At 72.1% G+C, this 12,883-nt stretch carries 12 protein-coding genes; 7 read left to right on the top strand and 5 right to left on the bottom strand.

Annotation, left to right across the window (positions count from 1 at the left end):
- From FV234_RS23145 to FV234_RS23130, 4 genes are all read left to right on the top strand, one after another.
- A partial coding sequence (locus tag FV234_RS23145; protein ID WP_348643094.1) for a glycosyltransferase occupies window positions 1-2,123 on the top strand: 2,123 nt, incomplete at its 5' end.
- Complete coding sequence (locus FV234_RS23140) at window positions 2,120-3,205, top strand: glycosyltransferase (protein WP_147831921.1); 1,086 nt, start codon at window positions 2,120-2,122, stop codon at window positions 3,203-3,205. The genes FV234_RS23145 and FV234_RS23140, both read left to right, overlap by 4 nt.
- A gap of 276 nt (window positions 3,206-3,481) precedes the next feature.
- Window positions 3,482-4,966: a GumC family protein gene (locus FV234_RS23135; protein ID WP_147753595.1), complete on the top strand. Its 1,485-nt coding sequence runs from the start codon at window positions 3,482-3,484 to the stop codon at window positions 4,964-4,966.
- Complete coding sequence (locus FV234_RS23130) at window positions 4,959-5,885, top strand: WecB/TagA/CpsF family glycosyltransferase (RefSeq protein ID WP_246686287.1); 927 nt, start codon at window positions 4,959-4,961, stop codon at window positions 5,883-5,885. The genes FV234_RS23135 and FV234_RS23130 overlap by 8 nt, the downstream gene beginning before the upstream one ends.
- Before the next feature lie 10 nt (window positions 5,886-5,895).
- Here the strand turns inward: FV234_RS23130 and FV234_RS23125 are convergent, their stop codons facing one another.
- The 4 genes from FV234_RS23125 to FV234_RS23110 all read right to left on the bottom strand — a co-directional run bounded on the left by FV234_RS23125 (window position 5,896) and on the right by FV234_RS23110 (window position 9,210).
- Window positions 5,896-6,468 carry an NUDIX hydrolase gene (locus FV234_RS23125; RefSeq protein WP_147753596.1) on the bottom strand — a complete coding sequence of 191 codons (573 nt, stop codon included), beginning with the start codon at window positions 6,466-6,468 and terminating at the stop codon, window positions 5,896-5,898.
- A gap of 55 nt (window positions 6,469-6,523) precedes the next feature.
- Window positions 6,524-6,799 (bottom strand): sulfurtransferase TusA family protein, encoded by a 276-nt coding sequence (locus FV234_RS23120; RefSeq protein WP_147831919.1) that lies wholly within the window; start codon window positions 6,797-6,799, stop codon window positions 6,524-6,526.
- 62 nt (window positions 6,800-6,861) lie between these two features.
- Window positions 6,862-8,232 (bottom strand): glutamate--cysteine ligase, encoded by a 1,371-nt coding sequence (locus FV234_RS23115; protein WP_147831917.1) that lies wholly within the window; start codon window positions 8,230-8,232, stop codon window positions 6,862-6,864.
- A 225-nt stretch (window positions 8,233-8,457) separates the two neighbouring features.
- On the bottom strand, window positions 8,458-9,210 hold the full coding sequence (locus FV234_RS23110) for a 16S rRNA (uracil(1498)-N(3))-methyltransferase (protein WP_147831915.1): 753 nt from the start codon (window positions 9,208-9,210) through the stop codon (window positions 8,458-8,460).
- Window positions 9,211-9,502: 292 nt separating this feature from the next.
- On the opposite strand from FV234_RS23110, the gene FV234_RS23105 reads away from it, so the two are divergent.
- Both FV234_RS23105 and ubiA read left to right on the top strand, forming a co-directional pair.
- Entirely contained in the window at window positions 9,503-9,970 is a 468-nt protein-coding gene (locus FV234_RS23105) for a hypothetical protein (protein WP_147753600.1), read from the top strand.
- 52 nt (window positions 9,971-10,022) lie between these two features.
- Window positions 10,023-10,973: a 4-hydroxybenzoate octaprenyltransferase gene (gene ubiA, locus FV234_RS23100; RefSeq protein ID WP_147831912.1), complete on the top strand. Its 951-nt coding sequence runs from the start codon at window positions 10,023-10,025 to the stop codon at window positions 10,971-10,973.
- A gap of 61 nt (window positions 10,974-11,034) precedes the next feature.
- On the opposite strand, the gene FV234_RS23095 is transcribed toward ubiA, so the two are convergent.
- Window positions 11,035-11,553: a DUF6101 family protein gene (locus FV234_RS23095; RefSeq protein ID WP_187273781.1), complete on the bottom strand. Its 519-nt coding sequence runs from the start codon at window positions 11,551-11,553 to the stop codon at window positions 11,035-11,037.
- Window positions 11,554-11,906: 353 nt separating this feature from the next.
- Between FV234_RS23095 and FV234_RS23090 the strand changes: the two genes are divergently transcribed.
- Window positions 11,907-12,737: a 3'(2'),5'-bisphosphate nucleotidase CysQ gene (locus tag FV234_RS23090; protein WP_147831910.1), complete on the top strand. Its 831-nt coding sequence runs from the start codon at window positions 11,907-11,909 to the stop codon at window positions 12,735-12,737.
- Window positions 12,738-12,883 lie beyond the last annotated feature (146 nt).

Below are 12,883 nucleotides of genomic sequence, written 5' to 3'. Positions count from 1 at the left end.
CCCCCGTCGTGACCGCCCGTTCCCCCGATCCGAACCGCAGCGCCACCTACGGTATCGCGGACTGGCCCTACGGCCGGTCCGAGGGCCTGCTTGCCCGACCCGGCAGCCTGCCGGCCGGGCGACCGTGGCCGCGCCTGCGCGTGCTCACGATCGCGTCCGGCGACGAGCCGCGGCTCGCGGACGGCGTCGCCTCGGTCGCCCGGCAGGATTACCCGGAGTGCCGGCACGACGTGGTGCCCGCCGGATCGGCGCCTTCCGCCGCGATCCTCGCGGACGAAGCGGTCGACTACGTCCTGGTCCTTCCCGCCGGCGACCTGCTGGCACCCAGCGCCCTCGCGGCGCTCGCCCTGGAGGCGGCGCTGAGCGGCGCCGGCGCGGTGGCCGGCCTACGCGTGCTGTTCGACGGCGCCGTGACAAGCCTCGACGTGCCTTCGCTGTCGGGGGAGGACACGAGCGAAATCCCGTTCACCGGCGGCGAGGTGCTGTGGCGTCGCGATGCGCTCGCGGCGTTGCCGGGCCTCGACCTCTCCGACGCCGGCTGGGCCGCGCACGCCTGGGCGGCGGTCGGCCGAACAGCGCGCGGTTTGGCTCGCATCGGCCGGCCGGTGCTGCTGCAGTTCGATCGGTTGGGCGAACGAGAGACCGATTCGACCCTGAGTACAGATGCATTCCAGCCGGCGCCTCTCCCTCCTCCCTATGCGGGGGGAGGGAAAGCGTTACGGCTTTCCCAGGATTCGTCGCAGTCCCCAACCCTCTCGATCGCCTCCCTCACCGGCACCGGCCATGCCGGTGGGGCGGGCATCGCCCATCGGCGGCTCGGTGAGGCGTTGCGGCTGGCCGGGCATCGCGTCGTGGACGTCGTGCTCGCCGACGAATCGCCGCCGGTCGCCGCGGAATGGACGGACGCGTTTCCCGTCGCCGAGGCGGCGATCGGCGCGGGCGGCCACGACCTCGTGCTTGCCGGCAACCTGCACGGGGCGACCCGGAGCCTCGCGATAGCCGGCCGCCTCGCCGCCGACCGGCCGGTCGCGCTCGTGCTGCACGACCTGTTTCCGCTGACCGGGCGCTGCGCCCATCCGCGCGGCTGCCTCCGAATCGAAACCGTCGGCTGCGACGCCGCCTGCCCGACGCCCGATGAATACCCGCAGCTCGCACGGCGGCGCATCGCCGGCACGCACGCGGCCAAGCGGGCGGTGCTCTCCCTGCGGGACGGGCCGATCCTCCTCGCCAACTCCGCCTGGACAGCCGCGCGCGCCGCGGCGCTCGCGCCGCCCGGCACCGTGGTCGCGCCCCTGCCGCTGGCGTTTCCGACCAACGTCTTCCGCCCAGGCGACAGGACTGCTTTGCGTCGCGCCCTCGGCCTGCCCGCCGACGACCTGCTGATCCTGATCTCGGCGGTGGTCCTCGACGGGCCGGACAAGAACGTCGGCGACCTCGCCGAGGCCCTGCGCCGCGTCGCCGGCCCCGGCATCGGCTTCGTCGCGATCGGGCGCCTCGACCACCCGGCCCGCCTCGCCCTGCCGAACCTGTTCGCGCCGGGGCTCGTCGCCGACGAGGCGCAACTCGCCGTCTGGTACGGCGCCTGCGACCTCCACGTCACCGCGAGCCGGCTCGAGACCTTGGGCCAGACGCCGATCGAAGCGGGCCTGTGCGGCACGCCGACGCTCGCCTACCGCACCGCCGGCCTGACCACCTCGGTGATCGACGGCGTGTCCGGACGGCTGGTTCCAGTGGAGCCCGGCGCGCTCGGCGACGCCCTGGTCGAGCTGGTCGCCGACCGCGCAGACCTCGCCCGCCTCGGCGCCTTCGCGCGAATCGCCCTGGAGAGCCGGTTCAGTCCCGCGGCCTGCGCGATGTCGCTCGACCGGGTCTTTCGCGAGCGGGGGATGGTGCCGAGCCACGGCCACCGCGTGCGGTTCGCACCGGAGATGCTCGGCCAGTTTCCCTTCGCCGCGATGCCGGCGGTCGCCGCCACCGGCCTCGTCGCGGCGCAATCCGGCCCATTCGTCCGCGGCCTGCGCCGCGCCAAGCAGCGCCTGCTCGGCCGCAGGTTGCCGCCCTGGGCGCGGCGCGGCCTGTACTGGGCCGCCCGCCTTCGATCCCTGCGCGGAGGCCGTCGATGAACGGCCCGATCTACCTCGACCAGACCCATGTCCGCGGCCACGTCACCGGCATCGAGCGGGTCGCGCTCGACCAGTTCACGCCGGCGATGCTCGGCCGCGAGGTTAGGCCGTTTCGCAGCCGCGGCCTCCCCGGGATGATCCTCGCGCAGCAGGTCGGCCTGCCGCTGCGGGCGGCGCGCGAGCCCGACGCGCAGTTCCTGATGGCAGGCTTTCCTCCCGGCCCGCTGATGGCGCCGTTCTCGAAGCGCTGCATCCTCTGCGTCTACGACACCTTCCTCCTCGACCGGCCGCAGGACTTGGCCTGGAAGAGCCGGCTCTACATGGCCCCGGCCTTCCGCTTCGCGATGCGCTGGGGCCGGCGCTTCCTCGTGATCTCGCGCAAGACCGGCGCGGACCTGCGTCGCCACTGCGCAGACGACGCGCTGGTGGCGCTGCTGCGGCCCGGCGTGCGCGACGTGTTCGGCCTCGCTGGCCTGCCCGGCCCAGCCACCTTCCACCCCGGCGCGCCCCTGCGCCTGCTGGCGATCGGCACGATCGAGCCGCGCAAGGACTACCCGGCCGCGATCGCGCTCACGGCCGCCCTGAACCGTGCGGGCGTGTCCGCCGAGCTGCACGTCGTCGGCCGCCTCGGCTGGGGCCGCCACGCCTTCCTCGACGACCCGCCGCCGTTCCTGACCTGGCACGGCTATGTCGGCGACGAAGCCCTGCGGGCGCTCGCCGGAAGCGCCCACCTCCTGCTCTCGACCTCGAAGGCGGAAGGGCTCGGCCTGCCGTTGCTGGAAATCCAGCACGGCGGCCTGCCGGTGGTCGCGCCCGACGACGCGGTGTTCCGCGAGGTGCTCGGCGAATCCGGCCTGTTCATCCACCCGTCCGACCCGGAGGGCTCCGCAGCCACGCTGATCGAGGCTATGCGCTCCGGCCGGCTCGGCCAGGCCGCGACGGATGCGCGCGCGAACGTCGCGCGCTGGAATCGCCTCGCATCGCGCGATGCGGACGCCTTCCGCGCCTACCTCGTGGAGGGCGCCTCCGCCTACGGACCCGACAGCCTCGTTCCGCCGGCGGCGGTCAGTTCCGAGGCTTGACCGCCGAGACGTGAGCCGGACTACGTATTGAAGGTCGAACCGTCGTATCGTTAAGCATGAAACCGTATCGGCAGCTTCCGAAGCCCGGTTCGGACTTGTCTATAAGGCGACGGGAAAGGTTTTGCTTGGCCGTATGAGGTCGGCGCGCGGTCCGCGAATTGCTGAGATGCTGTCGAACAGTGCGGGCGCCCGCCGCTCCCTGTTCAAGGCGGGACAGGACCGCTCCGATACGGGATCGACCCGACGCCATGCCGGGTACGTGAGGGACAGAGACCGATGTTCGATTTCTCGACCCCCGTGCGCGGCGAGCCGGTGGACGTGACCCTGCCGCCGGGCTTCTCCGATCGGACCGACGCGGGCACGATCCTGCGCCGCCTGTGGAGGGGCGCGAGCTTCATCGTCCTCGGCGGCCTGTTCATGGTCGCCGCCGCCGTCGCGTTCCTCGGACTGCTCACCCCGGTCTACACCTCCAGCATCCAGATCCTGGTCGACCCTTCCGACCTTCGCGTCGTCGACAACGACGTCAGCGCGCGCACGCCCCAGGCCGACAGCGGCGTGTCGCTCGCCGAGAGCCAGACCAAGGTGATCCAGTCGGACAACGTCCTGCGGCGCACGGTCGAGAAGCTCGACCTCGCGCACGACGACGAGTTCGCCAAGCCCGATTCCGACAACCCGACGATCGTCTGGCTGCGGACCGCTCTCGGCATGCTGCCGCCCCCCGGCAGCCGCGACCCGGTCAACGTCGCGATCGACACCCTGCAGACCAAGACGACCGTGCGCCGGGCCGAGCGCACCTTCGTGATCGACGTGCTGGTCCAGTCGCGCGATCCCGCGAAGGCGGCCAGGATCGCCAACGCCATCGGCGACGCCTACTTCGCTGAGGAGGCCGGCGCCCGCACCGAGGCCGCGCGCCGCGCCTCCGACGCCCTGAACGGCCGCCTGTCGAGCCTGCGCCGCGACGTCGAGCTCGCCGAAGGCAAGGTGCAGAAGTTTCGCGAGGACAACAACCTCGTCGCCTCCAGCGGGCGCCTGCTCACCGACCAGCAGCTCGGCGACCTCAACCAGCAGCTCGTCACCGCCCAGATCAAGACCGCCGAAGCGCGCTCGCGCTTGGAGCAGGCCCGCAAGATGAAAGCGGGCGACGCCAGCACCGCGCTGCCGGAGATGCTGCAATCCCTCGAGATGCAGGCGCTGCGCCAGCAATACGCCACGCTGTCGCGCAACACCGCCGAGCTCGCCACCCGCCTCGGCGAGCGCCACCCGGCGATGGCCGAGCAATACGCGCAGCAGCGCGACCTCCAGCGCCTGATCCAGCGCGAGAAGGAGCGGATCATCGAGACGACGCAGAAGGATTACGATCGCGCCGCGGCGAGCGAAGCCGCGATCCGCAAGAGCCTCGACCGGGCCAAGGCCGAGACCGTCACCAGCGACCGTGCCAACGTCGGCCTGCGCGAGCTGGAGCGGACGCTCGAATCCCGCCGCGGCGTCTACGAGACCTATCTCCGCCGGTCGCGCGAGGCGAGCGAGCAGGAGCGGCTGAACAGCATCAACGTCCGAATCATTTCGCCCGCCGTCCCAGCCCGCGTCCGCACCTGGCCGCCCTCGCCGAAGGTGGTGCTGCCGGTGGCGCTTCTGGTCGGAATCCTGCTGGGTGGAGCCATCGCGCTCTCACTCGGGGCCGCCCGCGACCGGCGCAAGGACCGCAACGAGCGCCGTGCCGCGCATGTGTCGCCCCGAAGCTTCCGGGCGGCCGATGCTTGAGGTCGGCGCGGTCCATCTCGTGGACGACAGAACGGTGAAGGCGGCGCGCTTCGATGCGCGTGTCGCATCACCCGGCGCCCGGGCCGCCCCCGGCACGAACCCTTCGCTCGGGCACGGCCCCGACGCCGCGCCGGAACCCATCATGGATCGCGGCATCGAGGCCGGCACGGCCTGGGGCATACGGATGTTCGGGCTCGACTTCGCCGCCGGCCCCGCGGCCGGCATCCTGGCGGCCACGGCGCTGCAGTCGTCTGACGGGCCGCGCCTCGTCGTCACGGCCAACATGGACCACATCGTCCTGCTGTCGGAGAACGATGCGTTCCGGCGGGCCTATGACGCCGCCGCGGCGCGGACGTTGGACGGCATGCCCTTGGTTTGGCTCGCGCGGCTGCGCGGACAGCCGGCCGCCCGCGTCACCGGCCACGACCTCCTCGCGCACGCGCTCTTTGCCGGTCCGGCGGGGCAGCGCGTCTTCCTCGTCTGCTCCAAGGACGCGGTCGCCGACGCGATCCGGGATCGTTTGGTGCGGTCGGGCTACGACCCCGCGGCGGTCGCCACCTGCGTCCCGCCCTTCGGCTTCGTCGACGACGTGGAATACGGCTGCGCGCTGTCTGCCCGCATCCGAGAACACGGCACGACCCTGCTGGTGATGGGCGTCGGCGCGCCGCGTTCCGAGATCTGGGTGACGCGCCAGGGCGCCGCCCTCGGCACGCCAATCGTGCTGGCGGTCGGCGAGGCGGTAAACGTCGCCGCCGGGCTGGTACGACGGGCGCCGATCGTGCTGCAGCGCGCGGGCCTCGAATGGGCGTTCCGCTTCGCCCTGTCGCCCCGGCGGCTGTTCCACCGCTACTTCGTGCGGTCGTGGCGCTTCATCGCGCTGGTCCGTCGCGACCTCAAGGAACGCGACGCGGCCGCCTGAACCGGCCGCCTCAGGCGGCGGCGAACAGGTGGGGGTGGCGCAGGCGCAGGGCGAAGACCAGCGTCAGCGTCTTCATGTCGGCGATCTCGCCGCGGTCGCTGCGGGCCGCGAGGTCGTCGAGCGCGACCTCGTGGACCGTGATCGCCTCGTTCTCCTCGGCGAGCCCGCCGCCGGGTCCGGACCGGTCGGCTGCGCTGAAGGCGGCGAGGAACAGGTCCATCCGCTCGGTCGAGATGCCCGGCGCGGTCCAGGCGCTGACCACCCGTTCCAACGCAGTCAGCTCGACGCCGGTCTCCTCGTAGGCCTCGCGGCGGGCGCCCTCCTCCGGGTCGCCCTCGTCGAGGATGCCCGCCGGCGTCTCGAGCATGTCGAGCGGGCCCTCGGCGAAGAACACCGGAGCCCGGAACTGCGAGACCAGAAGCGCGACGCGGCGGGTGGGATCGTAGGGCAGCACGGCGACCGCGCGTCCGTGATCCTCGATCTCGCGGGTGATGCGGGTGCCGTCCGGCATCGTCACCTCGGCGACGAGGAACCGGGCCCAGCCGTCATGAACGAGGCGCGTCCCGCGGATGATGGGTACCATGCCTGTGGATCTTCCTGATCGAGCCGCGTCGATCCTGTCCTAGGCGGGGGATCGTTCAGGAATGAGGCGGCTTCGCGGATTCTCCGGGGCACGCGGCCGGTCCGCGCCGGATCGAGAAGCACGTCGCGGCGCCGACCCGGTCCCGGGCTTCGAGGGTGTCGCCCTCCTCGCGTACCAAGTTCGGGATGTCGAGCGAGGCCAGCGGATCGGTACAGGTGACCCGCAGCAACGTGCCGGGGGCCAGGCTCCGCAGCGCCTTACGGGTGCGCAGGACCGGCAGCGGGCATTTGAGCCCGGCGAGATCGAGGTCGATCGGTGCTGCGTCCGGCATACGAGGCGCCCCGGCGAGGATGGCGCCGACTTGGTCGAGGGACCGGGTCGGAGCCTAAGGGACTACGCGAACCGGCAATGCGTGAAACTCGGGTCGACCGAGCGCTTCCACGGACCTTCGAAGTCGGCGAGCCGGTCCTCGGCATGCGAGCGGCCGGCGGCGACGATCGCCTCCAGCGGCTGCAGGTAGATCGTCTCGTCCCGTCCCGAGGCGTCGCGGCGGGCGCGGGCCTTGAGGCCGGCGCGGGCGATGGCGAGCGCTTCGGCCGCGACCGCGCCGAGGCTGCGGCGGGGAACCGGCGTGGCGAGGCCCGAGCGCGGGACCGTGGCGCGGATCGCCTCCCGCTCCGTCGCGCTCCAGCCGGAGACGAGGTCGAGGGCGGCGTCGAGCGAGGCCTCGTCGTAGAGCAGGCCGACCCAGAACGCGGCCTGCGCCGCAATCATCCCGGCGTCGCCGACGTCGGCGCCGCGCATCTCGAGGAAGCGCTTGAGCCGGACTTCCGGGAAGGCGGTCGAGGCGTGATTCGCCCAGTCGGAGACGGTGGCGTACTCGCCCGGCATCTGGGCGAGCTTGCCGGCCATCAGATCGCGGAACGAGGCGCCCGAGACGTCGTGGTAGGTGTCGCCGCGCTTGACGAAATACATCGGCATGTCGAGCAACCAGTCGACGTAGCCCTCGTAGCCGAAGCCTTCGTCGAAGGCGAAGCCCAGCATGCCGGTGCGGTCGGGGTCGGTGTCGCGCCAGATCTCGGAGCGGCGCGACAGGAAACCGTTGGGCCGCCCGTCGGTGAAGGGCGAGTTGGCGAACAGGGCGGTCGCCACCGGCTGCAGCGCCAGCGAGGCGCGGAGCTTGCGCACCATGTCGGGTTCGGAAGCGAAATCGACGTTGACCTGCACGGTGGCGGTGCGCAGCATCATGTCGAGGCCGAGGGACCCGACCTTCGGCATGTAGCCGGCCATGATCTTGTAGCGGCTCTTGGGCATCGCCGGCGTCTCGGCCCGCGACCATTTCGGGCTCATCGCGAGGTCGAGGAAACCGATGCCGAGGCCGTCTGCGACGCGTTTCGTGGCGGCCAGGTGCTCGTCGAGCTCCGTCGCAGTGGCGTGCACGTCGGCGACCGGTGCGCCCGACAGCTCGAACTGGCCGCCCGGCTCGATCGAGATCGCGCCGCCGGCCTGCCCCGCGAGGCCGATGACGTGGCCCGCGTCGAGGATCGGCTCCCAGCCGGTCTCGCGGCCGACGCCCTCGAGCAGCGAGCGGATGCCGCGCTCGCCCGCATAGGGAACGGGTTCGCGGGTCTCGACGTAGAAGGGGATCTTCTCGTGCTCGGTGCCGATCGCGAAGTCCGCGCGCGGCTTCTCGCCGGCGGCGAACCAGTCGATCAGTTCGACACGCGTGGTGAGCGGTGTCGTGTCGGACGTATCGCGCGCCATGCGCTGCCTCGCCAAGAAATCATGGGCTGAACTCGGGAAGCGCGCCGGCCGTCTGGAAGAGAGCGATGCGGTCGTGTTCCGTCGCCGGGATGGCTCGTGCATAGTCCAGGGCGCCGGACACGACAACGCGACCCTGGGCTTCCCTGCCCCGCATCGGCGGCCAATCGCCCGGCGCCGAGGCCGTCCCGAAGTGCCGATGTGCGCAGGCGCACGCCGGCGGGCGGGTCACCGCGCGTCGCCGAGCACGGCCTGGACCAGGGCGAGGGCTGCGACCATCGCGGTGTCCGCTCGCAGGATGCGGGGGCCGAGGGAGAGCGCCACGGCGTTCGGCCGCGCCAGGATCGCCGCGCGTTCCTCCGGGGCGAACCCGCCTTCCGGCCCGATCAGGACGGCGAGCGGCACCGGGACCGAGGGGTCGGCGGCCGCGCGCAGGGCCGCGACCGGGTCGGCGATGGGCGCGTCCTCGTCGCAGAACACCAGCAGCCGCTCCGGGGCGAGGTCGGCGAGCGCCGCGGGCAGGCGCGCGGCCTCCATCAGGGTCGGCACGGCGAGGATGCCGCACTGCTCCGCCGCCTCGATCATGTTGGCGTGCAGGCGGTCGGTGTTGAGGCGTTCGCCCTGGGTGTAGCGGGTCAGGACCGGGCGGATCGTGCCCGCCCCCATCTCCACCGCCTTCTGGGCGAGGTAGTCGAGCCGCGCGCTCTTCAGGGGCGCGAACAGGTAGTGCAGGTCGGGCGCGACGGTCTGCGTGCGTGCCTGGTCCACGACGGTGAGGTGCGCGCTCTTGCGGCCCGACGGAACCAGGCTCGCCCGCCACTCGCCGTGCCGTCCGTTGAACAGCAGCACCGGGTCGTCCGGCTGCCGGCGCAGGACGTTCAGCAGGTAGTTCGCCTGCGCCCGGTCGAGGGGGAGGTTCGCGCCCGCGAAGAGGTCGTGCGCCACGTGGAGACGGGGCGCGGTGAAGTCGTAGGCGGCCATCCGGGCTCCGTCGCGTGCGCATGCGCGGCTGTCAACGCCTGGACAGGATCGACGATGTTGCCGAAACACCACGAGCCCGGGTTTTCGAAACGTTGCCCAGCCATGTCGGCGCCGGCCCGTTTGCGGCTCGATTGACGCCACATTCCTATGGCGAAGCGGAGCCCGGATCAGTCCGGGCCGTCCGTTCCGCAGCGCGGCCGCCATCCGGATCAAGACGACATCCGTCGACGCTGCGTGCCACGCCGACGGCGCTTCACCCGCGACCGGGGCGGATCTCCAGGGAGTCGAGACCATGCGCATCAAGACCTACGGACTGGCCGCCGCCCTGGTGGTCGGTAGCTTCGCCGCCAGCACCGCCGCCTTCGCCCAGGGCGCCGAGTGCGGCACGATCCAGACGACGCTCCAGACCCGCAAGGACCTCGTCTCCCGGGCGAACTCCGCCTCCACGGCGAAGAAGAAGATGACCCCCCAGGAGGCCTGCGCCCTGTTCGGCAAGCTGCAGGCCAACGGCGTTGAGGGCATGAAGTGGATCGCCGCCAACAAGGAGTGGTGCTCGATCCCCGATTCGTTCGCGGAGGGCTTCAAGGCGGACCACACCAAGGTCGTCGGCATCCGCACCAAGATCTGCGGCATGGCGGCTCAAGCCACCAAGATGGAGGCGCAGGCCCGCGCCCAGGCCCAGAACGGTGGCGGCGGTGGCGGCCTGCTCGGCGGCCCCGGCCTGACCGGCCAGTTCAAGATGCCGCAGGGCGCGCTCTGAGGCGGATGCGACGCAGCCTCCGCCCCACGCGAACCCGATCGCAGGCCTCGGCGTGAACGCCACGAAGGCCGTGGAACCGCCCGTCGCCGACGCCGTCACCGGCCACTGGGTCGACCGGCTCGCGCCGCGGGCCGCGCGGCCCTTCCTCCGGCTCGCGCGGATCGACCGGCCGATCGGCTGGTGGCTGCTGCTGCTGCCGTGCTGGTGGTCGACGGCGTTGGCCGCCACCCATGCCGGCCTGCCCTGGCCCGACCCGCGCCACCTGCTGCTGTTCCTCGTCGGCGCGGTGGCGATGCGGGGGGCCGGCTCGACCTACAACGACATCGCCGACCGCGACCTCGACGCCCAGGTCGAGCGCACGCGCTCCCGCCCCCTGCCCTCGGGCCAGGTGAGCACGCGGGCCGCGGCCGCCTTCCTCGCCGTCCAGGCGCTGGTCGGCTTCCTGGTACTGATCCAGTTCGACGCCTTCGCGATCGGCGTCGGGCTGTGCTCGCTGGTGCCGGTGGCGATCTACCCGTTCATGAAGCGTGTCATGTCGATGCCGCAGCTCGTCCTCGGCCTCGCCTTCTCCTGGGGCGCGCTGATGGGCTGGGCGGCGCTGCTCGACCAGGTCGGCGTGCCGGCGCTGCTGCTCTACGCCGGCACCATCGCCTGGGTGGTCGGCTACGACACGATCTACGCGGTGCAGGACATCGAGGACGACGAGATCGCCGGCATCCGCTCGTCGGCGCGGTTCTTCGGCGCGCGGCTTCGGCTGGCGGTCGGCGCCTGCTACGGTGCGGCGGTGCTGCTGATCGGCCTGGCCGCCTACGGGGCCGGCGCCGGTCTGCTGGGATGTCTCGGCGTCGCCGCCTTCGCAGCCCATCTCGGCCGCCAAGTCCTGCGCCTCAAGGCGCGCGACGGGCGCGAGGCGCTGGCCTTGTTCCGCTCGAACCGCGGAGCGGGCCTGATCCTGTTCGCGGGGCTTGCCGCCGACACGATCAACCAGGGCTGGCCGACTTAAGATAGTCTTCGATGCGGCGGATGACGGCTGGGTCTCGGGCGAGGCGCCCGGGGGGCGTCGCTTACGAGCGGGCGATGATCTCGTTCTCGCCGCGGTGGATCTGCGGGCGGACCGGGAGGCGGCCGGTCTTGCGGCGCACCAGGAAGCGCGGGCGGCGATCGCCGAGCGAGCCGTGGCGACGGCGGATGCGGGTCTTGCCGAGCATCAGGCGGCCGACCTGGGCGGCGACCACGGCGAGCACGCCGTCCTCACGCACGATCATCCGCGGCAGGCCGGTGCGGGCGGCGAGGTCGCGCCAGATCGCGACGACCTCGTCCTCGCAGAACGGGCCGAGGCTGGCCAGGACGGCGCCGGCGGCGTCGACGAGACACAGCGCGAACCGGTCCTCGCCGCAGCTCTCCGCCTCGTCGGCGGCGAAGGAGAGCGCGATGCCCGTGGGCTTAATCCCGCTGGCGCCGAACACCGGCAAGGCCGAGGCGGCGAAGGCGAAGCCGGAGGGCGCGGCGCCGTCCCGATCGGAACGGACGGTCTCGGCAAGATGATCGGTCGCGGTCCGGTCCATGGTTTCGAAGGTGTTCATCGGTCCGCCGTCCATTTGCAAGTGGCGACCTGCTGGGGTCGTCCGTTCTGCCAAGAAGATTGGCGTCTAACCTCCCCACGGTGCCTTAAGAGTGAGCGTTAAGCGATCGTGGACATCGCCTTCCCGTCGGGAATGCTCAATGGTTCCTTGCCGCGATCAGTGGGTTTTTCCGTTATCGCCCTGCGGCCTCGGCATCCTTGTGGCGCTTTCGAGCAGACCCTACAACGGTGCCGTCGCGCTCCGGCGCGTCGCTCCCCCGTCGCGCCCGGCAACGACCCGCACGTCGCGCCGGCGCGCGGAGCGGTGCGAGCCGCGATGCCGACCCCTTGCCCCATCGCCCGACACGGACCGCCATGACCGACCCGATCTCCGCGGACTTCGTGCACGCCCTGATGCCGGACCTGCGCGAGGCCCTTCGCGAGGCGGCCTCCCTCGCCCTGCCGTTCTTCAAGGAAGGCGGCCATACCTCGGCGAAGATCTGGTCGAAGGCCGGCGGCTCGCCGGTGACGGAGGCGGACGTCGCCGTCGACACCTTCCTGAAGATCCGGCTGAGCCAGATCGTGCCGGAGGCGGCGTGGCTGTCCGAGGAGACGGCCGACGACGCCGAGCGGATCGGGCACGACCTCGTCTGGATCGTCGACCCGATCGACGGCACCCGCGCCTTCCTGTCCGGCCATAGGGACTGGTCGATCGCGGTGGCGCTGCTGAAGGCCGGCGAGCCGGTGGTCGGCTTCGTCAACGCGCCGGCGCTCGGCCATGATTACGAGGCGATCCGGGGACGCGGCGCGACGCGCAACGGCGCCGCGATCGCCGCCGCGCGCGACGCGGCGCTTCCGACCGCCCGCGTCACCGGCCCGAAGCCGATGATCGATCGGTTGGAGCGCGGGGTCTCGCGCGATCGGGCTGAGCCGGCCTTCGACCGGATCGACCGGATTCCGTCGCTGGCCCTGCGGGTGGCCCGCGTCGCCGAAGGCTCGGTCGACGTCGGGCTGGTGTCGTCGGACGCGCGCGACTGGGATCTCGCGGCCGCCGACCTGATCCTGCGCGAGGCCGGCGGGTCGGTCTGCGACATGGCCGGTGTCGCGACGGTCTACAACCGCCCCGATCCGGTGCATGGCGAGCTCATCGCGGTGCCGCACGGCCTGCGCGACGGCGTTGTCGCGGCCTGGGCCAAGGGCCGGTAGCTGTCTTCGAGCAAAAAAACTAGGACGGCAGAATTGGCTGTTGGGCCTGTTGTTCGAGGGCGGTGAGGTAGGCGTCGGGATCGCGGCGGAAGCGGGTTCGTGCGGTCCGCGCCTGCCTGCGGATGTCGAGGGATCGGCGCAGGGCC

The organism is Methylobacterium sp. WL8, assembly GCF_008040045.1.
Taxonomy (GTDB): Bacteria; Pseudomonadota; Alphaproteobacteria; order Rhizobiales; family Beijerinckiaceae; genus Methylobacterium; species Methylobacterium cerastii.
Note: the sequence above shows the minus strand (reverse complement) of the source record. Positions and strands in the feature narration are given on the sequence as shown.

Excerpts from the sequence above, each read along its gene's own strand:
- FV234_RS23090 (WP_147831910.1), top strand. The coding sequence starts at position 11,907 with ATGACCGACCCGATCTCCGCGGACTTCGTGCACGCCCTGATGCCGGAC.
- FV234_RS23125 (WP_147753596.1), bottom strand. The coding sequence starts at position 6,468 with ATGGTACCCATCATCCGCGGGACGCGCCTCGTTCATGACGGCTGGGCC.
- FV234_RS23135 (WP_147753595.1), top strand. The coding sequence starts at position 3,482 with ATGTTCGATTTCTCGACCCCCGTGCGCGGCGAGCCGGTGGACGTGACC.
- FV234_RS23110 (WP_147831915.1), bottom strand. The coding sequence starts at position 9,210 with ATGGCCGCCTACGACTTCACCGCGCCCCGTCTCCACGTGGCGCACGAC.
- FV234_RS23130 (WP_246686287.1), top strand. The coding sequence starts at position 4,959 with ATGCTTGAGGTCGGCGCGGTCCATCTCGTGGACGACAGAACGGTGAAG.
- FV234_RS23140 (WP_147831921.1), top strand. The coding sequence starts at position 2,120 with ATGAACGGCCCGATCTACCTCGACCAGACCCATGTCCGCGGCCACGTC.
- FV234_RS23120 (WP_147831919.1), bottom strand. The coding sequence starts at position 6,799 with ATGCCGGACGCAGCACCGATCGACCTCGATCTCGCCGGGCTCAAATGC.
- FV234_RS23115 (WP_147831917.1), bottom strand. The coding sequence starts at position 8,232 with ATGGCGCGCGATACGTCCGACACGACACCGCTCACCACGCGTGTCGAA.
- FV234_RS23095 (WP_187273781.1), bottom strand. The coding sequence starts at position 11,553 with ATGAACACCTTCGAAACCATGGACCGGACCGCGACCGATCATCTTGCC.
- FV234_RS23105 (WP_147753600.1), top strand. The coding sequence starts at position 9,503 with ATGCGCATCAAGACCTACGGACTGGCCGCCGCCCTGGTGGTCGGTAGC.